This is a genomic window from Aliikangiella sp. G2MR2-5 (genome assembly GCF_015687155.1).
In the GTDB taxonomy this organism is placed as follows: domain Bacteria; phylum Pseudomonadota; class Gammaproteobacteria; order Enterobacterales; family Kangiellaceae; genus Aliikangiella.
Genome location: NZ_JADPQF010000004.1, coordinates 189,207 through 215,714 on the forward strand (window position 1 = coordinate 189,207; position 26,508 = coordinate 215,714).

General features: G+C 42.3%; 23 protein-coding genes and 1 other RNA gene. 14 read left to right on the plus strand and 10 right to left on the minus strand.

From position 1 onward, the window contains the following. Positions 1-5 precede the first annotated feature (5 nt). Positions 6-437 (plus strand): hypothetical protein, encoded by a 432-nt coding sequence (locus IYN84_RS13865; RefSeq protein ID WP_196139837.1) that lies wholly within the window; start codon positions 6-8, stop codon positions 435-437. 8 nt (positions 438-445) lie between these two features. Here the strand turns inward: IYN84_RS13865 and rpiA are convergent, their stop codons facing one another. Continuing rightward, a complete protein-coding gene (rpiA, locus tag IYN84_RS13870) occupies positions 446-1,111 on the minus strand; it encodes a ribose-5-phosphate isomerase RpiA (protein WP_196139838.1) in 666 nt (221 codons plus the stop codon). Positions 1,112-1,508: 397 nt separating this feature from the next. Between rpiA and IYN84_RS21490 the strand changes: the two genes are divergently transcribed. Continuing rightward, a complete protein-coding gene (locus IYN84_RS21490; RefSeq protein WP_256435621.1) occupies positions 1,509-1,643 on the plus strand; it encodes a hypothetical protein in 135 nt (44 codons plus the stop codon). A 184-nt stretch (positions 1,644-1,827) separates the two neighbouring features. Here IYN84_RS21490 and IYN84_RS13875 read toward each other — a convergent pair whose 3' ends face one another. The 4 genes from IYN84_RS13875 to IYN84_RS13890 all read right to left on the minus strand — a co-directional run bounded on the left by IYN84_RS13875 (position 1,828) and on the right by IYN84_RS13890 (position 3,211). Beyond that, positions 1,828-2,445, minus strand: coding sequence for a 5-formyltetrahydrofolate cyclo-ligase (locus tag IYN84_RS13875; RefSeq protein WP_210330504.1), 618 nt, complete (start codon positions 2,443-2,445; stop codon positions 1,828-1,830). A gap of 50 nt (positions 2,446-2,495) precedes the next feature. Then, a non-coding RNA gene (gene ssrS, locus IYN84_RS13880) (6S RNA) lies at positions 2,496-2,706 on the minus strand. Between the two features lie 7 nt (positions 2,707-2,713). Beyond that, positions 2,714-3,028 (minus strand): cell division protein ZapA, encoded by a 315-nt coding sequence (locus IYN84_RS13885; protein WP_196139840.1) that lies wholly within the window; start codon positions 3,026-3,028, stop codon positions 2,714-2,716. Between the two features lie 3 nt (positions 3,029-3,031). Beyond that, positions 3,032-3,211, minus strand: a complete 180-nt coding sequence (locus IYN84_RS13890; protein ID WP_196139841.1) for a cell division protein ZapB — start codon at positions 3,209-3,211, stop codon at positions 3,032-3,034. A gap of 115 nt (positions 3,212-3,326) precedes the next feature. Between IYN84_RS13890 and IYN84_RS13895 the strand changes: the two genes are divergently transcribed. The 5 genes from IYN84_RS13895 (at position 3,327) to IYN84_RS13915 (ending at position 10,022) form a co-directional block, all read left to right on the plus strand. Further along, entirely contained in the window at positions 3,327-3,911 is a 585-nt protein-coding gene (locus IYN84_RS13895) for a UPF0149 family protein (protein WP_196139842.1), read from the plus strand. Between the two features lie 121 nt (positions 3,912-4,032). After that, a complete protein-coding gene (pepP, locus tag IYN84_RS13900) occupies positions 4,033-5,349 on the plus strand; it encodes a Xaa-Pro aminopeptidase (protein ID WP_196139843.1) in 1,317 nt (438 codons plus the stop codon). Positions 5,350-5,394: 45 nt separating this feature from the next. Then, positions 5,395-6,666 (plus strand): 2-octaprenyl-6-methoxyphenyl hydroxylase, encoded by a 1,272-nt coding sequence (ubiH, locus tag IYN84_RS13905; protein WP_196139844.1) that lies wholly within the window; start codon positions 5,395-5,397, stop codon positions 6,664-6,666. Further along, complete coding sequence (locus tag IYN84_RS13910) at positions 6,666-7,898, plus strand: UbiH/UbiF/VisC/COQ6 family ubiquinone biosynthesis hydroxylase (protein ID WP_196139845.1); 1,233 nt, start codon at positions 6,666-6,668, stop codon at positions 7,896-7,898. Before ubiH ends, IYN84_RS13910 begins: the two co-directional genes overlap by 1 nt. A gap of 141 nt (positions 7,899-8,039) precedes the next feature. Continuing rightward, on the plus strand, positions 8,040-10,022 hold the full coding sequence (locus IYN84_RS13915) for an adenylate/guanylate cyclase domain-containing protein (RefSeq protein ID WP_196139846.1): 1,983 nt from the start codon (positions 8,040-8,042) through the stop codon (positions 10,020-10,022). A gap of 12 nt (positions 10,023-10,034) precedes the next feature. Here the strand turns inward: IYN84_RS13915 and IYN84_RS13920 are convergent, their stop codons facing one another. From IYN84_RS13920 to IYN84_RS13935, 4 genes are all read right to left on the minus strand, one after another. Beyond that, on the minus strand, positions 10,035-10,223 hold the full coding sequence (locus IYN84_RS13920; protein ID WP_196139847.1) for a DUF6316 family protein: 189 nt from the start codon (positions 10,221-10,223) through the stop codon (positions 10,035-10,037). A 175-nt stretch (positions 10,224-10,398) separates the two neighbouring features. After that, positions 10,399-12,609 (minus strand): TonB-dependent siderophore receptor, encoded by a 2,211-nt coding sequence (locus tag IYN84_RS13925; RefSeq protein ID WP_196139848.1) that lies wholly within the window; start codon positions 12,607-12,609, stop codon positions 10,399-10,401. Positions 12,610-12,704: 95 nt separating this feature from the next. After that, the gene (locus IYN84_RS13930) at positions 12,705-13,565 is read right to left on the minus strand and encodes an MBL fold metallo-hydrolase (protein ID WP_196139849.1); all 861 of its coding nucleotides are present in this window, start codon (positions 13,563-13,565) and stop codon (positions 12,705-12,707) included. Between the two features lie 68 nt (positions 13,566-13,633). Continuing rightward, entirely contained in the window at positions 13,634-15,025 is a 1,392-nt protein-coding gene (locus IYN84_RS13935) for a winged helix-turn-helix domain-containing protein (protein ID WP_196139850.1), read from the minus strand. Between the two features lie 94 nt (positions 15,026-15,119). Here IYN84_RS13935 and IYN84_RS13940 point away from each other — a divergent pair, with 94 nt between their 5' ends. From IYN84_RS13940 to gcvP, 7 genes are all read left to right on the plus strand, one after another. Beyond that, complete coding sequence (locus tag IYN84_RS13940; RefSeq protein ID WP_196139851.1) at positions 15,120-17,810, plus strand: ankyrin repeat domain-containing protein; 2,691 nt, start codon at positions 15,120-15,122, stop codon at positions 17,808-17,810. Positions 17,811-17,830: 20 nt separating this feature from the next. Further along, complete coding sequence (locus IYN84_RS13945) at positions 17,831-18,319, plus strand: helix-turn-helix domain-containing protein (RefSeq protein ID WP_196139852.1); 489 nt, start codon at positions 17,831-17,833, stop codon at positions 18,317-18,319. A 23-nt stretch (positions 18,320-18,342) separates the two neighbouring features. Continuing rightward, positions 18,343-18,759: a VOC family protein gene (locus IYN84_RS13950; RefSeq protein ID WP_196139853.1), complete on the plus strand. Its 417-nt coding sequence runs from the start codon at positions 18,343-18,345 to the stop codon at positions 18,757-18,759. A 193-nt stretch (positions 18,760-18,952) separates the two neighbouring features. Further along, a complete protein-coding gene (locus IYN84_RS13955) occupies positions 18,953-19,636 on the plus strand; it encodes an ABC transporter substrate-binding protein (protein ID WP_246722964.1) in 684 nt (227 codons plus the stop codon). A 161-nt stretch (positions 19,637-19,797) separates the two neighbouring features. Further along, on the plus strand, positions 19,798-20,883 hold the full coding sequence (gcvT, locus tag IYN84_RS13960) for a glycine cleavage system aminomethyltransferase GcvT (protein WP_196139855.1): 1,086 nt from the start codon (positions 19,798-19,800) through the stop codon (positions 20,881-20,883). A gap of 191 nt (positions 20,884-21,074) precedes the next feature. Further along, positions 21,075-21,461 (plus strand): glycine cleavage system protein GcvH, encoded by a 387-nt coding sequence (gene gcvH, locus IYN84_RS13965; protein ID WP_196139856.1) that lies wholly within the window; start codon positions 21,075-21,077, stop codon positions 21,459-21,461. 142 nt (positions 21,462-21,603) lie between these two features. Then, positions 21,604-24,474 (plus strand): aminomethyl-transferring glycine dehydrogenase, encoded by a 2,871-nt coding sequence (gene gcvP, locus IYN84_RS13970; protein ID WP_196139857.1) that lies wholly within the window; start codon positions 21,604-21,606, stop codon positions 24,472-24,474. A gap of 432 nt (positions 24,475-24,906) precedes the next feature. Here the strand turns inward: gcvP and IYN84_RS13975 are convergent, their stop codons facing one another. Further along, positions 24,907-26,400 (minus strand): tryptophan halogenase family protein, encoded by a 1,494-nt coding sequence (locus IYN84_RS13975; protein ID WP_196139858.1) that lies wholly within the window; start codon positions 26,398-26,400, stop codon positions 24,907-24,909. Positions 26,401-26,508: the final 108 nt, after the last annotated feature.

A 26,508-nucleotide genomic window follows, 5' to 3' on the forward strand; every position in this document is an offset into this window, starting at 1 on the left:
CCAGAATGCAATTATTTAAGGAAAAGGGAGTTGTTAATGTTTTCTACGAGGAAGATGAAATGCTCCAGATCCATGAGTGGCTAAACTATAGCCCGGATGGGGATGAACGAATTATGTTTAAGGCTCTAGATAGAATTTATCAATTGTTGATCGAATATCCGGTCACAAAAGTTCTGGTTATTGCTGACCAGGCTAAAGGCGCATTTTCACCTAATCTACAAGCTTTCATCCGAGAGACTCAATTCCCGCGATTAATATCTGATACTCAAATCCGCTTTGTCGCAACGGTAAAACCTGCTGACTTACTCGCACAAGTATATACAGATGTGTGGAAAGAGCAGCTCAAACAAAACTCAACTTTAATAATGCATGATGTTGCTGATGAAGCTAGTGGACGCAGATGGTTGAGAGAAGCTGAAGCGTTAGCAAATAGCTAACTCTTCGACTATTTTGAGTCTAAGCTTACTATTCCATCTCCTGTTGCCAGAATCAGATGATCTGCTTTGCGTTGAGCGAACAACCCATTGGTAACCACCCCTACAATCTGATTAATTTTGGACTCAAGAATTTTTGCCTGGGTGATTTCCAGACTATGAACGTCGAGAATTACATTACCATTATCAGTGACTACGCCAGTTCGATACACCGGATCGCCGCCTAACTTAACAATTTCTCGGGCTACGTGGCTTCTAGCCATCGGAATGACTTCAATAGGAAGCGGGAAGTTTCCGAGAGTTTTTACGTATTTTGATTGGTCTGCAATACAGACAAATTTTTCTGCGACTGCAGCAATTATCTTTTCACGTGTAAGTGCTGCCCCTCCGCCTTTGATAAGTTCCAGTTGTTCATTAGCTTCATCTGCTCCATCAATATAAACCGGGATATAATCTGCATCATTTAGATCCAGAACTTCGATGCCAAGAGCCTCCAGTTTTCGCGTTGATGCTTCTGAACTGGAAACCGCAGCCTTTATTCTGTGCTTGTGCTCTGCTAGCAGATCGATAAAGCAGTTAACAGTAGACCCTGTCCCTATTCCAATGATTTCGCCGTCTACGATGTATTTTAATGCAGCGCGTGCAGCTTCAATTTTAAGTTGCTGTTGTTTATCCATTATGTTTTCCGGAAGTTAAAATTAAGGACAAAAAATATTGAAAAAGGACCTAAAGAGCGGACACTTATTATTCGCATCTGAGCGCGATTATACCTGCTTTAAATATCGCCGATAAAGAAAGTTTTGTGATTAAAATGTGAGCAGTTCACATTTTAGTCGAAAATTTGTCATACCCCCTTGATCCTGTCAAAAAACAGGAGTATGTTGTCTGTCCGCTTTGAAAAAGCAGTCTTAATTCAAAGTGATAAGGAAATAACTTGTTCAGTGTTCTATAAAACTGTGAGCGCAGTTTTAGATATTCTGAAGATTGAGCAGGAAGGAATTTTGGGTAAGGGACTCCAACAATAAAAAAAATAGCAAAAAATTGACTGCCTCAGGGGGCAGATTGGAGAACCAAATGAAACGTAAACCAGATATTTTAGTTGTTCTGGCTGCGTTACTTGGGATCGGCATGGTGTTGTCGAGCTTTAGTGGGGTTAGTGTTGCTGAAACACAAACGCAACAAGTTCAAGTATCGTCAGTTCAGTCTTAAAAGCATTTCATATGCTGCTTTCCTTTGTCTATTTAAGTGAAAGCACATATGTGTGTATATCCAGACCTCTTACCCTTTGGTCTGTTGAAAGCATGAGCCTTCGAGGTCATTAGTGTGCCCTAGTTAGCACTGATAGTAAGGCTCTTTCCCCATTTTTCTATTACGACAAAGTTTTAGTGGCGCTTTATTTTCGGTTAAACAGATAGAGTTGTTTTTCAGTGAGAACTCCATCGAGAGGGTAGTCCCACTTTTCAACCGGAATCTTTTCTACTTTTTGTTGTTCAAAAGCCAGGCCAATACAGGTTGGGCGTAGACTTTTGTTTTTTTCATCAACTAAATGAGCGAGCGTGGCATCATAATAGCCTCCCCCCATTCCTAACCTATTTCCGTGTTCGTCGAAGGATACAAGCGGCATCAATAAAAGATCGATTTTGGAAGGAGCGATAGCAAAATTAACCGACTTTTGTACTTCCGGGATCCCGAGTCGATTGGGTAGTAACTGCTCGCCAGCTTCAAATGGAAAAAACCATAACCGATTTGGTTTACTTGGTCTTAGCTTTGGGAGCAGACAATAGCGCTTGTCTTGCTGAATTTGTTTGATTAGTGGCGTGGTGTTGATTTCTCCATCAAAGGAGAGGAAACAGGCGATATTTTTAGCTAGCCGGTAAGACTCTAACTCTATTAGTTGTCGGGTAACATTTAAACCAGCGTTGAGAGAGTATTTTTTGTTGATACTGCGACGAACCTCCCGGATCTGATTTCTGATTTCCGATTTTAGCTGTTGAGTGGAGCTGGGGTTCATAGTAATTAAACGTTGAGCAGGTAAAATGAGCAGAGCATTTGAAGGAGGAATCATCACCCGCTTTGCCGTTTGCTGGTCTCGCCCATGAACCCGGAGGTTCAGGGGGGAATTCCGTGTTTAACTCAGGCTTTCCGATTTCCGAAACTAACGATAAATCGCTAATTTTGGCCGGACTTGCACACCATTAATCAACAAGAACTCCCAGAGATACAGTTTATCGGCTCAAGGACTACAACAGCTTGGCGCACAAAGCAGGCGATGCAAGATGCTATGTTAACTCCATTTGGGCGCTGGAAGCTAGCTTTGAATCTATATCTTTTTGTAATTGTTTGATTCGTTGATCGATACTGGTCGACAAGTCGCTTTGACCTGACTCGCCATGTAATAACTCAAAAGCCAGGTTTAGTGCAGCCATTACCGCTATGCGATCCATGCCCACTATTCTTCCGCCGGCCTTTATTTCTCGCATGCGCTTATCTAGTTCTTTAGCAGCTTTTTCAAGCTTTTCAGCCTGCTCAGGCGGGCTAGAAACATGGAACTCGTTTCCAAGAATGTAGACGGTTACTGGTGTTACTTCTGCCATGGCTTAGCCCAACTCTTTTAATTTGGTGATCATGGCTTCAATCTTTTGACTAGCGAGTTTATTTTTCTCGATCAAACTGTCACGATCCTGACGCAGCTTCCTGTTTTCCCGCTGCAACGACTCAAATTGGTCGAGCATCCTGGAAACGCTGTCCTCAAGTTGTGAAAGATTTGAAGTATTCATGGCAAACTGTTGTTTTTTAGAATGATTTCAATATAGAGCGCATCATCATTCGGGTCAATGGTATAATCGTCAAAATTGACAATTATTCCCTATTTTATAGGTATAGGAGCCCTAAATGGAGCCGAGAAAAGACCTAAACTACGAAAAGGTCGAAGAAATACTGGCTGAAGCCGACCTCGAGCTGACCGCAGCCGAACTACAGGCAACATTGTGCGGAATGATATCTGCAGGTCTTAAGCTTTCAGATGAAGGATGGCAGGATAGTATTGCTGTATTGGTTAGAGAAGATGGGCAAGTCCCGGAAAATATCCAGCGGCTGATTAATGATTTAGCACATTGGACAGAAGCAGAGATGCAGCATCATGACCTCTTGGCCCCGACCTTATTGCCTGATGAAGATTATCCTGCGGTTGATCAGCTTGAAGCTATCACGCTTTGGTGTCAGGGGTTTTTGTTGGGATTTGGATTACAAACAGGAGATAACCCTATAGAAAACACCGATGTCAGAGAAGCGATAGCAGACCTGGCCGATATTTCTCAGCTTATGATTGAGGCCGACGATGACGAAGAAACACAGGAAGCCCTTTTCACTGTAGCGGAGCATATTAGAGTTGCTGTTCAGGTAATCTATTGGGAAATAGTGATGAAGTCTCAGGCTGGAGAAACAGCTGAAACACCAAAAAATGAGACTATTCATTAACCTGAGATAGGAAGGTAAAGGTTTTTCTACTAAAATAAACTACAGCCCTCTCAGCGATTGATAGTTATTCAGGTGGGAGGCTTATCAACTTGTTAAAAATAATAATCCTGATGTAAATTCTATGATATCAAGAGCTGAGTTTGCTCGCCGCCGCCGAGAGTTAATGGATTTAATGGGCAATAATTCTATTGCTATTTTGCCTTCAGCCAGCGAGGTTACTCGGAGTCGCGATACAGAATACCATTTTCGTCAAAATAGTGACTTTCATTATTTAACCGGTTTTCCAGAGCCTGATGCGGTTCTGGTTCTCTTGCCGGGGAGAGAGCATGGCGAGTATGTTATTTTCTGCCGGGAAAAGGACGTTAAAATGGAAACCTGGCATGGGCGCCGTCAAGGACAGATTGGAGCCAAGAAAAATTTCGGCTGTAATGATGCTTTCCCGATTGATGATATTGACGACATCTTGCCTGGATTGATGGAGGGCAGAGAGAGAATCTATTACGAATTTGGTAACCACACTGAGTTCGATAATCGAATCATGGGGTGGATAAATAGCTTAAGAAAAATGGTTAAAAAAGGTGCCCACCCTCCAGGGGAGCTGATCGATCTCGCACATATTCTGCATGATATGCGCTTGATTAAAAGTAAAGCCGAAATCAAAGTAATGAAAAAAGCTGCGGAAATTTCTGTTCAAGCACATATCGCTGCGATGAAAAGATGCCGTCCGGGATTAAGCGAGTTACAAATCGAAGCGGAGTTAAAGTACCAGTTTGCCAACCTTGGTGCGCGTTTTGAAGCATACAATTCCATAGTGGCTGGCGGAGAAAATGCCTGTATTTTGCACTATGTTGAAAACAATTGTGAGCTAAAAGACGGAGACTTGATCCTGATAGATGCGGGCGCCGAGTTAGACGGCTATGCTGCCGATATCAGTCGTACATTCCCTGTGAATGGATGCTACTCTCCCGAGCAGCTTGAAGCTTATCAATGGGTTCTTAAAGCCAATAAAGAAGCTATTAAGGCTGCCAAGCCGGGTAAAGCCTGGACCGATCCTCATGATGTAGCTGTTAGGGTTCTGACTGAAGGGTTACTCAGTATGGGAATTCTTCACGGAGAATTGGAGGCCTTAATTGAAGCAGGCGCTTACAAACCCTTCTACATGCATAAAACTGGACACTGGTTAGGCCTTGATGTTCATGATGTTGGTGATTATATGCAGGATAACGAGCCGAGGGAGCTCGCTGAAGGTATGGTTCTTACTGTGGAGCCCGGTCTCTATTTTGCGCCAAAAACAAAGGGGCTGGATAAGAAATGGTGGGGAATTGGAATAAGAATTGAGGACGATGTCTTGATTACCAAAAAAAGTAATAAGGTACTGACGTTTGGCGTGCCCAAAGAACCCCATGAAATAGAAGCCTTGATGCAGTCAGAAGCATAATGAAAAGCAAATATTGAAAGTGGCTAAGAAAATGAGGAAGTTTGTGTGAGTAGTCCGGCAGAACCACAAAATTTTGATATCGCTGTAGTCGGTGGCGGTATGGCAGGTGCTATTGCAGCATTTGCGCTCGCCAGGCTTGGGTTGTCAATAGCGTTAGTAGAGCCGGTTGAACCCGGTTCCAATTTAAGTTCCAGTTTTGATCAAAGAGCGGTCGCCCTCTCTGCCGCGTCTGTAAAAATATTGGAAACACTGGGCTTATGGCAGGCTATCCAGCACCTTGCCTGCCCGATAGAAAAAATTCATGTTTCTGAACAGGGACAGTTTGGTTTTGCCCGTTTCGACTCAAAAAATTATAAGCAATCAGCTTTTGGTGAAGTCATCCCTCTTGATGATTCTGGCCCATTAATTTGGGAGTGCCTGAGCAATCAGGAAAATATAAAGCTATTTTGCCCTTGGGAAGTTACGAATCTGAAACAGGCTCGGGAGCATAGTGAGCTGTTACTGGTAAGTGTTGCAGATAAGCGTCAAAAGTTGCATATCAAGGCGAGCCTGACGTTAGCTTGCGATGGAACCTTTTCCAGACTGGCTAAAGCTAGTGGAATTAAAGTTAACCGATATAGTTACGATCAATATGCGGTTATTGCCAACATTGTAACCGAATTGCCTCACGACAATCGTGCATTTGAACGTTTTACCCCAGGCGGGCCATTGGCTTTATTGCCATTGACAGGCAATCGTATGAGTCTGGTCTGGTGCCACAAACCGGACGATGTAGAAAACATGATGGATGTAGAAGATGATGTCTTTTTAGCACAACTGCAGCAGGCTTTTGGCTACCGCCTGGGGAAAATCAGAAGTATCGGAAAGCGTTTTTCTTATCCATTGGCGAGCCACTGGGCTGAAGCGCATTACCAAGGAAGGCTGTTGCTTCTGGGAAATGCCTCACATACTTTGCACCCGATCGCGGGACAAGGATTTAATCTGGGATTAAGAGATATTGCGATGTTGACAGACTGCATTAGAGACGATCTGTTGAAGGATAACTGTATCGGAGGAAGCGCCAGTCTGAAGCGATTTGTTGACTCGCGACAAGCAGACTGGCAAAAAACCAGCCTGGCAACAGATATACTAGCGAGATTATTTAGTCGAGAATTTTTACCCCTGCAAATAGGACGCAATAAATTATTGTCAGGATTGAACAGGATACCCTGGTTAAAGAAACGCTTTGCCATAGCTGCTATGGGGTTGGACGGCAAAAGCTCACGATTGGCCAGGGGACTTTCCGGTGATTTATCGCAGAAGCTGGAGGCAAAATAATGACAAGCGGATTGAAAGCGAATAGTCGAAAATTCGATATCATCATTGTTGGTGGTGGAATGGTTGGCCTTGCTATGGCTGCTTCTCTCTGCGAAACAGGATTGCAAATTGCGGTTATAGAAAAACAATCTTTGAGTTTAGATCTGTTTGCTCCATTGCTGTTGCCTGAAGAGCCTGAGGCGAAGGATTTTGATATCAGAGTAAGTGCAATTAGTCCTGCCAATCAGGAATTACTTTCTGAATTTCATTGCTGGCAAAAAATTCCGCAAGCGCGGCAGGGGCTTTACGAGAAAATGACTGTTTGGGATGGTGATGGCAGCGGCGAAATACATTTTGATGCTGCTGATGTCGCTGCGCCCTACCTGGGTTGTATCGTTGAAAATCGTTGTATTCAAGGCGCAATACTGATGCGTCTGGCACATCAGCCGACGGTTAAACTCTATGATCAAAATACTGTTTCAGCAATTGTCGAAGAGAGAGATAAGATAACCGCATTGCTTGAAGATGGAACCTCATTAGCAGCCAAATTACTTATTGGTGCTGACGGTTCTTTATCCAAAGTTCGCGAAATGCTGGGAGTTAGCTTTTCATCTGTACCCTATAAACAAACGGCTTTTGTGGCCAATGTAAAAACAGAACTGGGTCATCAGCAAACAGCATGGCAACGATTTACTTCAACAGGCCCGATCGCTTTTTTACCCATGGCAAACCCCGAACTCTGTTCTATCGTATGGACGGCTGACGACAACTTTGCTGAAAAAATCGAGACCTGGGATAGAAGCTCTTTAGAAGATAAAATAACCAGACAGTTTGAGTCCAGGCTAGGGAGGGTTGAGTTAGTCAGTCAGTTTCAGGGATTTCCACTAGTTAAGCGTCACGCTGAGAGCTATCTTGGCAAACGAGTTGCTCTCATCGGCGATGCAGCGCATACTATTCACCCTTTGGCTGGACAAGGTGTAAATCTGGGTTTTCAAGATGTTGCAAGTCTGAGTCGATTGATTAAAGAGTTGTTCGACAAGGGGCGAGACTTTGGATGGTGTGATAATTTACGTCCATTTGAAAGAGAAAGAAAGCTGGAAAATCGAATAACTCAGGAGTCAATGTCTGCGCTAAAAACGTTGTTTGGGGAAAACAATACTGTTTTTACAATTTCGCGCAACTTGGGGCTAAACTGGGTAAACCATAGTCCATCGATAAAGTCTTTTTTTACGAAGAAAGCAATGGGCTGGTAACTTCAGAGGAGTTACCAAAAGACATTGAGCTTACTATTTTTTGTAAAAACGAGACAGTATTGTGACAGGCTTATGTCGTTCAATTAAGTGTTCAAGGGAAAAGTCGTACCAAAAAGGAAGGTGAAATAACGGGGTCAAATTTTGGAAATCAAGTCTAACCGACAGTATCGTACTTATGTTATCAGCTGGTTTTTGCTGGTGACCGGTTTGATTGTTTCTTTAGGCGGATATGGAATTTATCAACTCATCGAAGAGCACTTTTTTGTCCGTTTCAAAGAAGAAAAGTTAGTTTTAGTCAAGTCATTAGCGGCAATGATTGATGGTGATTCTCACCAGAAACTACTTTCCTCTAATTTGAAAGAGAGCAAGCAGGCTCAGTCAATCGATCGGCGCCTGGCTTCTGCTATTACTGCAAACGGAAATCAATACCGTCTTTTCACTTTGATTGACCCCGGGAATAGTGGGAGGCTTTATTATGGTATTGATACTTCTAAAGCTGAACGAGATTTCATTCAAATCTATAGCGATAGTTTTGAGTTTAAAGTAGCTCTAGATAACTCTGGAAAAGCAAAGCTTTATCATTCTGAGCATTTTGGCGACAAAGTTACTATCGAAAGAGAGAATCTTAATTATACATTTAAGCTGATAGATAAAGGAAAAGAAGTTATTGTTCAGGTGAATGATATCCCCGTATTATTTATCAGAACTTCCAACTCCCTGAATGGTTTTTACAATAAGATAGAAATTCATAAGAAAAGTAAGGGCGTTCTGAAAAACAAGATAAAAATTGGCAGCGTGACTCATTATTTTAGCTATCGATTTGTCAGTAAAGGGGACTCAATTCATCAGCCGGGAGATAGTTTTTTTAGCGAAAATAGTTTGCAAAAAGCTTTGACTTCCGCAATTCGAAATCAAGGTTCTAAAGGTGTACATCCATTTACTGAAGATACGTTAAGTAGTCAGTTTGCGTTTGCTCAAATACGAAACAGTAAAGGTACTTCGATTGGTTTGATTGTACTCCAGATTCCACGAAGCGAACTTACAAAGTTGCGAGAATCTTTACTGAAACCGATCATATTAGGTATGAGTGTGCTGGCTATTTTCTTTATGTTGGCGGCTATCTTCTTTGCCAGAAAAGTAACTTCACCTTTAGAGCAGCTTACTATCGCTATTGCCCGCCTAATTCAAAATGACTTTAATTTTAAGCTATCGCCGAAAGCGTTTGGGAGTTTCGGCTACCTGGCTAATCAGTTCAACCTGATGTTAATGCGTGTTCATAAAAGTCGGGGAGAAATGATCCGTCTTAATAAATCCTATAGTCGTTTCGTTCCACACCAGCTTTTGAAGCAACTGAGTGCTGGCGGCGTTTCTGATATCGCTCTGGGTGACTGTTGTGAAAGAGAAATGACAGTACTGTTTTGTGATATTCGGGGCTTTACAACCTTATCTGAAACAATGTCGCCTGAGGCTAATTTTCGATTTATAAACCGTTACTTGAGTCAGATTGCGCCTGTCATTAATAAAAATGGCGGGATCATTGATAAGTACCTCGGAGACGGTATTATGGCTTTGTTTCCTGGTGGTGCAGATACTGCCGTAACCGCTGCAATTCAGATGTTGGAAGCGCTCGATGAGTATAATAAGAAGTTGCGCCAAAAAAAGTTACCCATTATTGAGGTCGGTTTGGGGCTGCATACAGGAAATACCATGCTGGGAACTGTTGGAACAGCTTCCAGAATGGATGCAACGGTCGTCTCTGATACAGTCAACGCGGCCGCAAGAGTTGAGTCAATGACCAAAGCTTTTGCTACAAAAATTCTGATCACCGAAGAAACTAAGCGTAGCTTGAAGGACTTAAGTAAATATCGGATCCGTTATATAGCCTCTTGCTTCATTCAGGGTAAGTCGAAGCCGGTAACGCTTTATGAAGTTTTTGACAATGATAACTTTAGTTTGCAAAAGGAAAAGCTACATAATCAGACAACAATGATAAGGGCCTGGAAAGCATATAAGCAGGGAGATACTGCACTCGCTATTCAGATGTATCAGAAACTGATAGAAACCAGTCCTAACGATAAATCATTATTTGCTTTGATTGAACGTTGTCAAAGTGGAAGACTTTGACTGTTAACAGAATCAAACTGCCCTGAAGGTGTCATTAGCATGTCTAATATAAAGACATAGCTCTCGTTCAGCTTCTTCTATCGAAATGTATGGTCCTTCTTCTACTCCTTCTCGCGTCTGAAACCACCAGCCATCTCCAGTATGATAGAAACGTTCACTCCGGAACCAGGATTTAGAGTTTTCACCTGCGCGATTGACCATTGGTATTCTCCGTTACAACATGAAGTCCTTTAAGTTTAGTTGCTAATATCTCCTCTTGTAATATTGATTTGGGATTAAAAATAGAGTGTTCAAACAAAGAGAGCATTTACTTTCCTGCCTGGCTTGTTTATTGCGTCAACTTTTGCAGCAGGTTATCTATAATTGGGAAAAGGTATTAGAATTGCCAGTATATTGATAAGTCAATATTTCGTCCCGGTTGCGCTATCTTTGCATTGTAGAAGTTTTCGCTACCTATCCAGATTCCGTTTCCATCAACTTCTCCAGGGTTAGTGTCACTGGCTCCTGCACTTCTTAAGCCTGGATGAAAGTAAGTCTTGTTAAACAGATTGGTAATGTTCAGCTGATAGTTGAATTGACTATTCTGAGGTTGATAATTAAGGTTAAGATCCAACACACTGAATGCATCAATCTTGTCCAGCGGATTGGTTTCCACCGTCGCTCGCTCTCCGTAGTATCTGCCTCTGAGACTCAACTGCCAATGCTCATTGAAAGTCAAATAACTTCCAAAGTGGAGTGTCGTGTCAGCCAAATCCCCTACTGGAAACCAGGCTAGTGCACCACTGTCATCAAATGTTTGCTCTTTTGCATCTATCCAGGCGTAACTGGCCCAAAAAGTAATATTATCTGACCAGTCAATATTCGGTCGGTAACGAACTCTTAAATCTCCGCCTTTGCTTTTGGCTTCACCAGCATTGATCGCCCCGCTGTCAGTCGTGTTGAACAAGTTAGCGCTGTCCATTTGAAAGATATTTGCGGATACCAATAGTGTCTCTAACTTGTAATTAATATTGAATTCCCAGGTTTTTGCATTTCTAGGCTCCAGGGTTGGATTACTTCCCGAACCTTTCCAACCGCCATACAGCAGTCGAGGAGATGGTTCCTGGTAAGCTTCTCCATAAAATAGTTTAAACGTTGTATTTTTTAGTCGGCCTACATACCCTGCTCTAATTGTGGTTTCGCTTTCGTATTCAGAGTCGTGAACATTGCGCATGCCAAAGTGGAGTTTTTGAGCAAGAAGGCTTTGTTCGTCGGCAACTTCGTATTCAACCAGGCCGTACAGGCTGCTTTGACTGGTATCGATTCGGTTATTGGCAACTGTGTCTATCGTTGGTGGCGCCGGAAAAGAATAGTCTGCTGTAACATCAGCTGGAGGCAAAGAAGGGCCAAAATCTGTATTGTAGGCCTTCTGTAAATCTTTAGCTTCATGTTCAATACCTCCTAGAAAATGCCACTTTTCTGATGCTAGCCAGTCCACTTCCAGATTGAAAGATGTACTGTTATTTTTGGAAGACCAATAGGAGGCATCGAGTAACCGAATATTTGCCCCTGACTCAGGGTCCTGCACCAGATAGCCTTCGATGAAAAAAGAATCCTTGTCGAAATTGCTTTCGCGTAGCCGAAGATCAGTCTTAACTTTTAAGTTATTACTGAGCTGTTCCTGCCAGCGCCAGACAAAGGAAAAATCCTGCTCTATCCACTGCCCTGCATCAGGAAGCGAGTGATCAAAAGTGTATTTTAACCCGTAGCCACTTGATAGTTCATAGAGCTGCAAGATAAATTGATTCTTACTGGTTGAGAGCCGAATGTCGAGCGCTCGATTGTTGTGAGGAGAGGATAGCTGGGTGTATTCGGGAGAAAACCCGCCCCATATATCGGGGTTTTCCAATAAAGAGCGCTGGGTCCAACGATATTCGTCAGTATGGCTGAAGTCCAGATCTCCCCTGTCCGTTCTGGCTGTCAGTGACAGATCCCACTCTCTAAACCGCTTAAAAAAACTGGCATCTATTACTTTGGTATCCTGTTTGCCTATTTGTAAAAAACCCTGCGCATTAGCTTCGCTCCGTGCTCTTTCATTAGGAGTATAGGTGATGATATTGATTATACCGGCTACTGCATCGCTGCCATAAGCAACGGAAGCTGGGCCATAAACTATTTCGATGTGTCTAATATTAGAAATTGGCATTGCAGCCATAACTTCTGATTCGTTAGTATAGAGGTGATTAAACCGAATACCATCGACAAGAATAAGATGAGAACTGCCAATCGTATGTCTGATTCCGCGCCAGAAAGTATTGAAGTAGTTGTCGCTATAAGCTCGAGAAATCTGAATGCCTGCTAGATCATCGAGCAAATGGCTAAGATCTTTATAGCCTCTGCGCTGTAAATCAGACTGGGTGATAATTTCCACAAGTGCCGGTGATTCGTCAAGACTTTGCTCTCGTTTGGATGCACTGACAACTTTCAAGTTAAGCAGTTCTTGCAAGGAAAGCTTGTTAACATCAATATCTCGCCCGTTGACAGCCGGTGCTGCCAAATATGCTGCTAGAAAAATAGCAGGTGAATAACGGTGTAAACATTGAAGCATGCGAGCAGAATATTCTTAACTACTGACTATTTAGTATAGTACAGGTCAATCAGCCTGCTATTGCATTTATCTATATTTGAAATCTGTTTCCTGTGTTACAGTTTATTTAACGGCAGTCTTATAAAATGAGTCCCACTGGCGCTGGCTAGTGGCATCTTTCCTGCCCGGATATTAACTTGTAGTGCCGGGAGTATCAGTTTGGGAACTGGTAGCTGTTGATCTCTTTCGCGACGCATTTTGACAAAGCTGTCTTCGTCTACGCTTGAGTTGATATGAATATTGTCCCGCTTTTGCTCAGCTACACTTGATTCCCACTTCAAATCTCTTCCGCCTGGCATATAGTCATGACACATAAGTAAGCGTGTATCATCTGCGAGAGAAAGTGTTCTTTGTAATGACCGGTAAAGCTGCCTGGCATCTCCGCCGGGAAAGTCACAACGAGCGGTTCCAAAATCTGGCATAAAAATGGTATCGCCGACGAAAGCCGTGTTCCCGATTACATAGGTACAGCAAGTTGGTGTATGTCCTGGCGTATGCATTACTTCAATTTCAAGCTCTCCCAAAGTTAGTCGATCACCATCTTTTGCAAGATGGTCAAAATCATCTGCGCTAGCTTCAGCAGCTCCTTCCAGTTCAAACAGCTCATTGAAAGTCTTCTGTACTTCGGTAATATGCTCGCCTATGACGATTGGCGCATCGAATTTAGACTTCAGCCACTGAGCCGCTGATAGGTGATCGGCATGCGCGTGGGTTTCAATTACCCAGCATAAATCCAGAGCAAGAGCTTGAATTCTCTGGTAAATCTTTTCGATGCTACAAGTTGAGGTCCTCATTGCTGCAGGATCGAAATCCATGACTGGATCGATAACGGCCGCTTTCTTGCTTTTCGGGCAATAGACAAGGTGAGTGAATGAAAAAGTTGGCTTGTCGAAAAAGGTTTCTACAACTGGGTGCATAAGAAATTCCGTTTTGAATATTTTGACTGGCAGTATAGGGGCGATGACAGTTTAATTAAAGCCTGTGTTCAAAATCGTTTAACTACACTCATCAGTTCTATAAAGCGAGGGTCGTCACGAAGTCCTGATAATTCATCGAATGCCCAGGCGGTAGGGACCATCGAGTGACGATCTTTAACCGCCTGCTTTAGTTGTGCGAGAGCTCGCTCATTATAACCGAGCTCTGCTAAAGCAAGCGCTTTGTTGAAGGGGTCTTCGATTTCTTGTTCTAACCAGTCGAGATACCACCGGTTAAATTCCTCTATAATGCCTTTTTCCAGGGATTCTCTGACAGGTTGAATAGTTGACTCTTCTACGTTGGCCAAACGCATATATTCGGTGAGATAGTGTGTCGCTGTCTGGGCGAGATTGAGTTTAAGCGCTGAACGACCCGCACAGAGTAAACTGAAGCGGTGTTTGGGCTCTATTTCCAGACTTTCAACACATTGCTTTAAGGCCAGGTCATATCTTTGTGCAACTTGATAAAACCAGCCTGCGTGATAGTGTTCTTGAAAGCGTCCGGGATCAACCTTCAGGGCTTGATGAATTGCAGCTTCGGCTGAGGATAGGTCTCCCTGAATTGCTGCTGTGACCGCCAGGTCGTGAAGTGCCGGTATGGACTGAGGATCCAGTTCGGCGGCTTTTTGAAAATGGATTCGTGCCTGTTCAACATTCCATTCCCAATAAAAAAGAATTTTTGCCTCAATCAAGTGACCATGACTACTTCCAGGGGAAAGCTCGAGAGCTCTATTGGCATGTAGTTTAACCTGAGCTCTGGCTTGTCGAGTATAGGCCCTTTGCGATTTTAGCAGGCCAAGGCCTGCGTGTGCTTCCCCGACTTCAGGATGATCTTTTAGTACTTTTTCAAAAAGTAGCTGACTTCTTTCGTGGTTTTCGGGGCCTCCCTGCTCGTACAGGTAATAAGCTCGTTTTAATGATTGTTCCACTTCTGCTGGATATTCTGGTAAATCACTGGAACCAATCCATAACTTGAATCCGATAATGAACAGGAATAGTCCCGCAACAACGGCGATTCGCTTGAAAGTTAAAAGTCGAGTTTGACTCTTTGTACCGGGAGTGACTAGTGAAGTTTCAGCAATAAAGCGGTAGCCCTTTTTGGGGACTGTTTCAAGATACACAGGATTCTTGGGATCATCTTTCAAAACCTGTCGAATTTGCTTGATACAAAAATTGATATTCTGATCAAAGTCGACAACTTGTTCGCCCCAGACGGTCGTGGCAATCTCTTCCCTGGTAACCAGCTTTCCGGCTTTTTCGAGCAGAATTTCGAGTATTTGTGACGGCTTGGGTGATAGCTCCAGCTTACCGCCAAGCGATATCAATGAGTGAGTGGCAAGATCAAACTGAAACCCATCAAATTCAATTTTTCCTTTTTTTTCAGTCGCTTGAGTTCTTCTCATAACTTTCTCATAAGGATTTAAGCTTGGCTCATTAGGCGTTTGGAATTTTGCTATTGATGATGTTAGCACGTTAATATTGATTGCAGACAACAAAATGATCTTGAATTACCGCAGAAGTCTTTTGCTTCTATTACTCACCGCATTTTCAACAGTTTATAGCCTGTGCGCCCAGGAGACCGGAGTCCCATTTAGTCAGATATTGCATAAGGTTGTTGAGCGCGGAAATACATTAAAATTAGAGGAGCTTATAAAGAGTCATCCCTCTGAGTCGTTGCAGGTTCTGCAAAAGCCTGTAAACGGAAAACTTGCCTTACTTATTGCTGCTGATAAAGGCCACCTGCCCATAATCAGGAAGTTGCTGGATTTGGGGGTTTCAATCAATCAGCAAGATGATAAAAAAGCGACGGCTTTAATGAAAGCGGCTTATTCCGGACATCTCGATGTAGTTGAATTTTTGATTAATAGCGGAGCTAATATTCGACTGGAGCATCTGAATGGATATGAAGCATTTGACTGGGCGCTGGAGAGCGGCAGAATTAAAATTCTGAAAGCGTTACTCGTGGAACTTTCTCGCACAACAAAAAAAGAAGTGCCTATCAGCGTGAAATTCTCTCTCGGTCTGATACAAAAAAAGTCCTTTTTTAAAAAGGGACAATACAAAAACGGAATATTACCTGATCCTCAAACACAGTCTTTCAGCTTAATTGGAGCTGTATTGGCAAATGACATTTCAGCTTTGCAGCAGCTGCTGGATATTGGTTTTAACCCAGATCTACACAACTTTACTGGATATGCTTCCTTACCCTTGGCAGTAAGGTTAGACAGAAGAGAGATCGTCGACCTTTTGCTCTCTAAAGGAGCAAATATCAACCTGGGGAATAATGGAAATGACGAAGCCAGCGCGATTAACCAGGCGGCCCGTGCAGGTAATCTAATTCTCGTAGAACGGCTAGTAAAAGCAGGCGCTAACATTAATAAGCAAAATGCCCGTGGTTACGCTGCACTGCATATTGCCTCTTACCGTGGCGATATTCAGATGGTTGAGTATTTATTGAAAAATGGAGCGGATCCATATGCTGAAGCAGAGAAAGGGTTTCTACCTTTTGACTATGCCATTCAGTCAAACAAACGAGAACTCATTGCTCTATTTATTCTGAATTCTATTGAGCAGAAATATGGACGTTTGCTGAGAATGCAAAGCAACGCTGCCACTCAAAATCCAAAGTCGCTCTCGATTAACCTCCCTCAAACCCTGGAAGTTCTGATGCTTGGAATCCTGTATGATCGTGAGAGCTGGGTTAATGAAGAGTCACTCAACCTTTTTTCCAACGAAAATTTTTTAGGTTATTACCCTCTTAATCTGGCAGCTATGTTTTCATCCTTGCCAATATTGGAAAAGCTCAAGTCTGCCGGAGCTAATGTGAATCAGGTCGGCAGTAGCGGCTATCATACTTCTCCGTTGATCGATGCTTGTCGTGGTGCTGGTAACTTTATCGCGATTCAATGGCTGCTCGACAATAATGCCAAAGTTAAAGCTACTGATAAGTACGGCGATCCTGCAATTAACTGGGCGGCTTATTATAACAATGAAAAAGCCGTGAGTTTGCTTCTTAACTATGGTGCTGATCCTCTTCAGAAAAGTGAACACGCCTATGATGCTTTACGCACGGCAAAAGAAAATAAGTTCTCTAACCTGATTCAAATTATTGAGCAGCATATTGAAGATCAGAAACTTTTGCTTAAGGGAGAGCAGGCAATTCTCGAAAGAAATTTTGATGCACTAAAAAAGAACGCGCAGAGTTTATCAAATATCAATGCCAATAACTCTTCGGGATATACGCTATTGCATCTAGCAGTTAAACAGTCTGCCTTGGAGTCTGTCGACTATTTGATATCGGTAGGCGCAAATCCAAATCGTGTACGTATGAGCAACTATAAGGAATCGCCACTGATGTCCGCGGTAGTCAACGACGATCTTAAAGTTTTAGTTCAGCTACTAAGAGCTGGTGCCGACTTGGAGTTAGGTGACAAAGTCGGTGATACCGCGCTTAACTGGGCCAGCTTCCTCAATCGTATCGAGGTTGTCAGGGTCTTACTGGATGCTGGTGCTCAGGTAAGTGTAAGAACAGTTCATGGTAATGCATTTGAGATTGCTCTACGACGAGGACATGAAAAACTAATTTCCATTTTTAAGTCGAGATTAGATCACAAGTTTGTAAATTCGCAATCTGAAAAATTCTTTCAAGCGATAGAACAAAAAAAATTCTCTTTGTTAAAGAATCTGCCAGAGAAATATCTAGAAGATGGTGTGGTAGACCCTTATGGAGATGATTTATTAACTTTTGCAGCACGCAAGAGATGTTTACCTTGTGTAGAGCTTCTCATTAATCAGGGGTATTCAGTCAATAGTGTTGACTCTTTAGGATTTAGTTCGTTAATGATCGCCAGTCGAGATGGAAACCTTCCATTATTATCTTTGCTGTTAAAGGCCAAAGCAAGGGTTAACCAGAGAGCAAATGAGAGAGGTATGTATTTAAGTGCGCTGACGTTAGCTGCAACTCATGGCAGAACGAAAGCTGTTCAAAAACTAGTTTCAGCAGGAGCTATTATCGAACATCAGGATGCAGTAGGGAATACTCCTTTGGTTTGGGCTCTTAGTGAAGGACAAAAGGAAACAGCGAAAACATTGATTGATGCTGGCGCCAAAGTAGATGTTGTCGAATCGCTAGGAGTCGACGTCAATCAATTACTGTCAGATCTCAATTTAGAAACAACATTGAACTAACATTAGCCTGGAGAGTTGATATGCAGAGTTTATCTGAAATAGAACAATCTTATTCGAGTCAAGATTTTAAACTTGATTTTTCATCGCAACGAATTCTTCATGCCAGAGGAAGTATCAGGCTTAGATGTAAGTTATGGGAACTATTAATTTTACTACTGGAATCAAAAGGAAGTCTGGTTCAGAGAAATCTGATCATCGACCGCCTTTGGTTAGGAAATTACTATACTGGTCCGTCGGGACTAAACCATAGTATTTGTCACCTACGAGCGATAATCAAAAAAATTGCACTACCCTTCGAAATCGTTACTGTTCCGAAACGAGGATATATACTCGCGTCTACAGAAAAAAAGAAAATAAAAAACCTAACTTTTAAATCCGTAGTTTCCGCTAATCACTCGCACAGGAAAGATTTTTATAACGAAAAAATCGATAGTGAAACAACGGAAAATAACGCTGGATTAGGAAAGCATAACTTGAGTTGGAACTATCAAGAGCTTATTCTTAGTTGATGTTTCAAATTGAGGTTTTCAAAATGCGTTTTTTACATTCGATGATTCGAACTAACGTACCAGAAGAAAGTATTACATTTTATACAAAAGGACTTGGCTTAAAGTTAATTCGACAAAAAGATTATCCAGATGGAAAATTCTCTTTGTATTTTCTGGCACAAAATGAAAGTGCGCCGATGATAGAGCTTACCCACAACTGGGAAGAGCGTAACTACCAGCAAGGCGATCAATTCGGTCACCTTGCATTCGAAGTAGAGGATATTTATCAAACTTGTGAGCTCTTAGTGGATATGGCGGTCACTATCAATCGACCGCCAAGAGACGGAAGGATGGCATTTGTTAAGGATCCTAATGGTATTTCGATCGAACTACTGCAAGCGGGACAGGCTCTTCCACCCCGGCCGCCCTGGGTTGATATGAAAAATATTGGTAGTTGGTGACAGACCGGTTTCTCCAATTTTACTCCTGTGTAAAAGCGTCTATGCTTAACCGAAGAGAGCTGAACAGGCTGCCGGGAGAAAGGCTATTAAAAAGATTGCTGTTTTCATACTCGCATCACTTTGCTTATTCACCAATTTGCAAATCGTCGCTGCCAATCAAAGTGAACAATCTGAAAGCCATACTATTTGCAGGTTGAAATATGGGTTTGGTATTTGGAAACCCTATCAGTATGTAGATGAGAAAGGAGAGCCTCGGGGCTTTCACATTCGGTTAGTGCGACGGCTGGCAGCGGATATTGGGTGTCAGGTAGACTTTGTCCAATTACAATTTGCACAGACGCTAGAAGGTATCGAGAGCGGTGATATTCAATGGTCTGGCCTAACAACGCCGACGGCAAAACGTGGATTAATTGCAAAGTTTTCGATTCCTTACGCTTCCGACTTTTATGCATTATATGTTTTAAGTAAAAGGCTTCCTGCCTTTCGTAAAAAGTCCCTAACAGAACTGCTGGCCTCTGGGTTTCGTCTAGGGGTAACCAAAGGTCATTATTATGGACCTGAGTTTCAGAAGATAGCTGAAGAGCTGGAGTTAAGCGATAATATTATTGTCGCTTTTGATACTTACGATAACCACGATAAACTGATATCGGGTGAAATAGATGGTTTTCTAGATAACCCATTGATCGTTGCCTATGCACAGAGAGGGAAGACGGGAACAAGGATAGCGAGTCTTCCCAGTATACAGTTCAAAAACCCGATCGCCTTTATTTTAAGCAAAAAGTCTTTTCCTGAGCACCTGGTAATGCCTTTAAACGATGCGATAAGAAAGCTTCTGGCGGATCCTGAGTTCAGTGAAAAGTGGAATCTGAGGCAGTAATTTCTGGCCCAACTTACAATATTTCAGATTAGATAATCTAATGCGTCGCATTAGTTATATTTATATTGTGTGATATAACAAAAAGATACAGTCCTCTGAGTTCAATTTCAAGCTTTTGCCCTGTATAATTCGCCACCAAGCTTACTAACAGAGAAATTTTCATGGGAAAACAGACTCCACTTTTTGAGAGCCACAATCAATGCGGCGCTAAAATTGTCGACTTTGGTGGTTGGGATATGCCCCTGCATTATGGTTCACAAATCGAAGAACATCATGCGGTTCGTCAAGACGCGGGTATGTTTGATGTATCCCATATGACCGTTGTTGACGTTACTGGCGAACAGGCTAAAGACTATTTACGTTACTTATTAGCAAATGATGTAGCAAAATTGAATGTTAGTGGCAAAGCCCTGTATAGCGGGATGCTAAATGAGCAAGGTGGCGTGATTGATGACCTGATTGTCTACTATATTTCAGATACTAATTTCAGAGTGGTTGTTAACGCCTCTACTCGAGACAAAGATTTAGCATGGATGGCAAAACAGGCTGAAAATTTTGCAGTAGAAATTGTAGAAAATAATAGCTACGCGATGATAGCAGTGCAGGGACCAAATGCCCGCGAGAAAGCCAACTCTACTTTTTCACAAGCTCAACAAGTCGCTGTCGATGGATTAGGAATATTTGTGGCAGCTGAGAGTGAAGGTTACTTCATTGCTCGTACCGGTTACACCGGAGAAGATGGCTATGAAATTATGGTGCCGGCTGAACAGGCTGCCGATTTTTGGCAACGATTGGTTGAGGCAGGCGTCAAACCATGTGGACTAGGGGCTCGTGATACCTTGCGTCTGGAAGCTGGTATGAATCTCTACGGAAACGATATGGACGAAACAGTTTCTCCTTTAGAAGCTAATATGGGATGGACCATTGACTGGAGTGATGAGTCACGAGACTTTATCGGTAAGTCTGCACTCCTGGCGGAGAAAGAAGCCGGCGTCAAAAATAAGCTTGTTGGCCTGGTTCTTGAAGGAAAAGGGGTAATCCGTGCACATATGAAAGTTATTGTGGATGGTATCGGTGAAGGTGAAACCACCAGTGGGACCATGTCCCCAACTTTGAAAAAATCTATCGGTATGGCTCGTGTTCCAAAGACTACTGGCGAAGAAGTTATGCTTGAAATCCGTGGCAAACAGGTGCCTGCTAAGGTCGTTAAGGCCTGTTTTGTTCGAAAAGGAGAGGCTCTGGTTTAATTGAAGAGCAACAGTTTTGGTGTCAATGTTAGTGTTAGTGTAAAATGAGCGCCGAGATTTTTTTGAATAATTGAATAAAATTCGTCTAAAGTGGTGTTAGTTTATTTTAAAATCTGACACTACCCAAATAACAACAATAAGCAGTACTTACAAAGTATTTGTTGAAAATTTATTAACTGAGGAAAGCTAGTATGAGCAACGTACCAAGTGATTTGAAATATGTCACCTCTCACGAGTGGATCCGTCAAGAAGATGATGGCACTGTAACTGTTGGTATTACTGACCATGCACAAGAGTTACTGGGTGATGTGGTTTACGTTGAGTTACCGGAAGTAGATAGCGAAGTTGCGGTCGAAGATGAAATCGCAGTTGTTGAATCTGTTAAGGCAGCTTCAGATATTTATGCCCCTCTATCGGGCACTATCATTGAGGTCAATGAAGCTCTTGAAGATGCTCCTGAGACAGTCAATGCCTCTCCTTATGATGACGGTTGGATGTTCAAGATGAAGCCATCAGAGCCGTCAGAGCTTGATAACCTGATCGACGCTGAAGCTTACACCTCAGAAATCGACGAATAATTTACCAAGTTTTCGCCTTAGATCTTACCCAGCAAATGAAGTTTGACGGGCCTCGGCAAGTGTCGGGGCTTTTTCGATTTAACGGCGGTATCTGATTTTTATGGGCCTGCAATTTGAGGCCGATTGATAAATGAGAAAGCGAATGAACAAGACTCTTAACCAACTTTCTGGCAGTCAGGAATTTATTCAACGACATGTTGGTCCTGATGCCGATGAAACCCAGAAAATGCTCGATTATCTGGGGGTTTCTTCACTGGATGAACTGATTGAGCAAACTGTACCTAATAAAATTCGTCGAGAAGAAATGAACCTTCCCTCTTCTCGAAGCGAACAGCAAGCACTTGAAGACATCGGTGTCTACGCCAGTGAAAATAAGGTTTATCGTTCATTTATCGGTATGGGCTACTACCATACCAAAACTCCGACTGTTATTTTGCGAAACGTACTTGAAAACCCTGGTTGGTATACGGCGTATACACCCTATCAGCCGGAAATTGCACAGGGGCGTCTGGAAGCAATACTAACTTACCAGCAAATGACTATGGATTTGACGGGTCTGGACCTGGCTAGCGCTTCACTTCTGGATGAAGCAACTGCAGCTGCAGAAGCGATGGCGATGGCAAAACGAGTGTCTAAGAATAAAAAGTCAAACCAGTTTTTTGTCGATGAAGACGCTTTTCCACAAACCATTGATGTTATTAAGACTCGTGCAGCTCACTACGGGTTTGAATTGATTTTTGGTAAGGCTAAGGACGCTGCTAATCACGATGTTTTTGGTGCTTTCGTTCAATATACTAATCGCTACGGTGAAGTGATTGATTTGCAGGAAGTCATCAGCCAGTTACAGGCTAACAAAGCGATCGTTGCCGTTGCTGCCGACATAATGAGTCTGGTGATGTTAAAAGCGCCAGGTGAAATGGGTGCAGATATTGTGCTTGGCTCGTCTCAGAGATTTGGTGTACCAATGGGGTTTGGTGGTCCTCACGCAGCCTTTTTTGCAACCAGCGAAAAACATAAGCGAGCCATGCCAGGCAGAATTATTGGTGTTTCCATAGACAGCAATGAACGCCAAGCTTATCGTATGGCGATGCAAACACGTGAGCAACATATTCGCCGTGAAAAGGCAACCTCCAATATTTGTACTGCTCAGGTGCTTTTGGCAAACATAGCTGCATTTTATGCTGTTTATCATGGACCGCAAGGGCTGAAAGATATCGCCCATCGTATTCATCGATTAACAGGAATACTTGCTCATGCACTTCAGGAAAAAGGTCTACAGCTAGTTAATAAAAGCTATTTTGATACGCTCACAATTGATGCCGGCGATCAGCGAGACGAGATAATTGCTCGCGCAGCTGAAGCGAAAATCAATTTACGCGTAGATGACAATGGTCAAATAGGCTTGAGTCTTGATGAGGTGACTACCGAGCAAGAGGTACAAAAACTTTATTCTGTAATTTCCGGTGATGATAGTGGACTGGATCTTGTGTCGTTAGATGAAAAAGCCAGAGCGCACGAATCATTTGAAAAAGGTTTATTGCGAGAAAAAGATATTTTAACTCATGCAACGTTTAACACTCATCACAGTGAAACTGAAATGTTGCGTTATTTGAAGCACCTGGAAAATAAGGATCTTTCCCTGGCACACGCAATGATTCCGTTGGGTAGTTGCACAATGAAACTTAATTCAACTTCTGAAATGTTGCCGGTAACCTGGAAAGAGTTCGGCCATATTCATCCGTTTGCGCCAGCTTCGCAAACCATGGGCTATCAGAAAATGATCGAAGAACTCGAGTCATGGTTAGCTGAAATTACCGGTTACGATGCGGTTACAGTTCAACCCAATTCCGGGGCACAAGGTGAATATGCTGGATTACTGGCTATTCGAGGATACCATGAAAGTATTGGAGAAGGTCATCGTAATATCTGCCTAATCCCTAGCTCTGCACATGGTACCAATCCTGCAAGTGCGCAGATGGCCAACATGAAAGTAGTTATCGTTAATTGTGATGACAAAGGAAATATTGATTTCGAAGACTTAAAGGCGAAAGCTGAAGAAGTTTCAGAAAATCTTTCCTGCTTGATGGTTACTTATCCTTCAACCCATGGGGTATTTGAAGAAACAATCAAAGATATCTGCTCGCTAATCCATGAACATGGCGGTCAGGTTTATATGGATGGTGCAAATATGAATGCGCAGGTGGGAATTACTTCGCCTGGACTAATGGGCTCTGACGTTTCACACCTTAACCTTCACAAGACCTTTGCTATTCCTCACGGGGGAGGCGGACCGGGAGTTGGCCCAATTGGTGTAAAATCTCATTTGAAGCCATTCTTGCCAAATCATGCGGTGAGAAAGTTGCAAGGTACCGGGGAGAACAATGGTGCAGTATCTGCCGCTCCATATGGTAGTGCAGGCGTGTTACCTATTTCATGGATGTATTGTGCAATGCTTGGCAAAGAAGGATTAACGCATTCGACCAAAATGGCGTTGCTCAATGCCAATTACTTAACCAAGCGACTTAGTGAGTACTACCCTATTCTATTTACCGGACGTAATGACAAAGTAGCACACGAATGTATCGTAGATCTTCGTCCACTTAAAGCCGAAACTGGAATTACAGAAGTTGATATTGCCAAGCGGCTGATGGATTATGGATTCCACGCCCCGACAATGTCTTTCCCTGTTGCTGGTACTTTAATGATTGAGCCTACAGAAAGTGAACCATTTTGCGAGATAGAGCGATTTGCCGAAGCGATGATTTCGATTAAGAAAGAAATTGAAAAAGTTGCTAGTGGTGAATGGGAAAAAGGCAATAACCCGCTGACTAATGCGCCGCATACGCAATTCGATCTGCTTAACTGGAATAAGCCCTATTCCATACAAGAAGGTGCTTACCCGGTACAAGGTCAGCAAGATAATAAATTTTGGCCGACGGTTAATCGAATAGATGATGTTTATGGCGACAGAAATCTTTTATGTTCTTGCCCGTCCCCGGAAGACTATCGCTAAAAGAGCAAAATCTTTCAAAAGATAAAGTTTGAAAACTACTCGTAAAGCGAAAGTGTCAATTGTTGAGTCTGGTGCGTTGTTTATCACGCACCAGACATTACATCAAGACGTTACATCAAGACATGCCAAGGATACAGATCGGCTATTATCAACGATAGATTTCCACATTTTATCTTTATAGAGAGCCTCCTTTTCTCTTGACCATAACTAACACCAAAAAATAGCTGAAAGTTGTCTTCTAAATAAATTATCCTGCGTTTGTATCAAAACTAACTAATTTGCGCCTGATTTTCTAAACATTTTCTCATATGTTAAGTTGTGGCTCATAGTTAAGTGTATATTTTTATTGTTGAAAAATGATCAAATTGACAAGCAGAGCGACAATACCAAGCTATCGCTCCGCTAACCAATACTGCAGGAATTGAAAAATGATTAATAAGAATCAGCCTTGCAGAAGCTATCTATAAACTCCTGGTGTGTTGGTAGATTTTCAAGTTCCATCTCAATCTTTTCCCTCATTTGGGCAAATACCTTTTCAAGTTGTGACTCTGGCATTAAGTCTACGATTGGATGATAACCGTTTGGCGTGATGCCCTGTCCCAACATTATCTGTTGCCAAGATCGCTTACTGAACATATCTCCTTCCTTTTGTTCAATTCTTGACGTACGAGTAAATGTTTCGATCTTCTGTTTTAATGATTCTGGTATATCCATTTCCCTGCAATAAATCCAAAAGTCACTATCATCACGCTGGTTAAGATAGTAGTGCAATATTATAACATCTCGAACTCTCTGATATTCATTGTTAGTCTGACTGTTATATTCGGTGCGCTCTTTGTGAAAGTTTTCTTTGCTCGGGAAAAGTTTCACAAATCTTTTGATACCTGTGTGAATAAGATGAAGGCTTGTTGATTCAAGGGGCTCCAAAAAGCCACTTGCCAACCCAATCGCCAGACAGTTATTCTTCCATGGCTCAACACGCATCCCTGTTTTAAATCTGATGACTCTAGGCTCAGTTAATAAATCACCATCAATATTATCAACCAAAGTTTTTCTCGCTTCGTCATCATCCATAAACTTGCTGCTATAAACTATTCCATTTCCGACTCTATGCTGTAATGGAATACACCACTGCCAACCGACTTTATGTGCAGTTGACCGCGTATATGGGATCGGTTGCTTAGTTGATGAGCTTTGAACGGCGATTGCACTATCCGCTGGAAGCCAATGACTCCAGTCTTCGTATTCGGACCCTAGAGTCTCTCCTATCAACAAGGATCTGAATCCAGTGCAATCAATAAAGAAATCGCCCGAAACTTCTTTTCCTGATTCCAAATTTAATTGCTTGATAAATCCTCGTTCATCTTTTTTTACATTAGTTATCTTACCTTCAACTCTCTCCACACCCCATTTTTCACTAAGCTCTCGCAAATATTTTGCGTATAAGCTTGCGTCAAAATGATATGCATAAGAGGTTTCATCACAAAACTTATTATCTTTTGACGCTAAGTAATTCAGAGAGAAATCCCAGAAGTCACTACTATCATATTTTTGTTTGTACTTTAGCCAGTAGTCAATAAAACTGGCATCAGAAAACTCACTACTTGCCGCAATACTATTTCCGACTCGACCAAAAGCGTGCATATAGCTATCGCCGACTTTACCCCAGTTATCAAACTGAATTCCGAGTTTGAAGGTACCTTTAGTGAACTTAAGAAAATCAGCTTCATCAATACCCAGCATTCTATTAAAATTTTTAATTGCTGGAATCGTTGCTTCGCCAACACCGACAGTTCCAATCGCGTCAGATTCAACAAGAATGATTTTAATTGCAGGACTAAATAGCTTCGATAGCATTGCAGCAGTCATCCATCCTGCACTACCTCCGCCGGCAATAACTAAAGACTTAATTTTGTTTGTACTCATAATTCCATTGAACATTTGTTATTAATTTTGTCTGATTCTACACTTGCGACAAATTACATATCAATAAGTTTATCTCTCGTTTTGATTTGTTTGATAACCAAAGCTATG

Coding starts and splice junctions, on each gene's coding strand:
- gcvH (WP_196139856.1), top strand. CDS start 21,075: ATGAGCAACGTACCAAGTGATTTGAAATATGTCACCTCTCACGAGTGG.
- IYN84_RS13930 (WP_196139849.1), bottom strand. CDS start 13,565: ATGCACCCAGTTGTAGAAACCTTTTTCGACAAGCCAACTTTTTCATTC.
- rpiA (WP_196139838.1), bottom strand. CDS start 1,111: ATGGATAAACAACAGCAACTTAAAATTGAAGCTGCACGCGCTGCATTA.
- gcvT (WP_196139855.1), top strand. CDS start 19,798: ATGGGAAAACAGACTCCACTTTTTGAGAGCCACAATCAATGCGGCGCT.
- IYN84_RS13935 (WP_196139850.1), bottom strand. CDS start 15,025: ATGAGAAGAACTCAAGCGACTGAAAAAAAAGGAAAAATTGAATTTGAT.
- IYN84_RS13895 (WP_196139842.1), top strand. CDS start 3,327: ATGGAGCCGAGAAAAGACCTAAACTACGAAAAGGTCGAAGAAATACTG.
- pepP (WP_196139843.1), top strand. CDS start 4,033: ATGATATCAAGAGCTGAGTTTGCTCGCCGCCGCCGAGAGTTAATGGAT.
- IYN84_RS13975 (WP_196139858.1), bottom strand. CDS start 26,400: ATGAGTACAAACAAAATTAAGTCTTTAGTTATTGCCGGCGGAGGTAGT.
- IYN84_RS13875 (WP_210330504.1), bottom strand. CDS start 2,445: ATGAACCCCAGCTCCACTCAACAGCTAAAATCGGAAATCAGAAATCAG.
- gcvP (WP_196139857.1), top strand. CDS start 21,604: ATGAACAAGACTCTTAACCAACTTTCTGGCAGTCAGGAATTTATTCAA.
- IYN84_RS13940 (WP_196139851.1), top strand. CDS start 15,120: ATGATCTTGAATTACCGCAGAAGTCTTTTGCTTCTATTACTCACCGCA.
- IYN84_RS13890 (WP_196139841.1), bottom strand. CDS start 3,211: ATGAATACTTCAAATCTTTCACAACTTGAGGACAGCGTTTCCAGGATG.
- IYN84_RS21490 (WP_256435621.1), top strand. CDS start 1,509: ATGAAACGTAAACCAGATATTTTAGTTGTTCTGGCTGCGTTACTTGGG.
- IYN84_RS13925 (WP_196139848.1), bottom strand. CDS start 12,609: ATGCTTCAATGTTTACACCGTTATTCACCTGCTATTTTTCTAGCAGCA.
- IYN84_RS13865 (WP_196139837.1), top strand. CDS start 6: ATGCAATTATTTAAGGAAAAGGGAGTTGTTAATGTTTTCTACGAGGAA.
- IYN84_RS13910 (WP_196139845.1), top strand. CDS start 6,666: ATGACAAGCGGATTGAAAGCGAATAGTCGAAAATTCGATATCATCATT.
- IYN84_RS13950 (WP_196139853.1), top strand. CDS start 18,343: ATGCGTTTTTTACATTCGATGATTCGAACTAACGTACCAGAAGAAAGT.
- IYN84_RS13920 (WP_196139847.1), bottom strand. CDS start 10,223: ATGGTCAATCGCGCAGGTGAAAACTCTAAATCCTGGTTCCGGAGTGAA.
- IYN84_RS13945 (WP_196139852.1), top strand. CDS start 17,831: ATGCAGAGTTTATCTGAAATAGAACAATCTTATTCGAGTCAAGATTTT.
- IYN84_RS13885 (WP_196139840.1), bottom strand. CDS start 3,028: ATGGCAGAAGTAACACCAGTAACCGTCTACATTCTTGGAAACGAGTTC.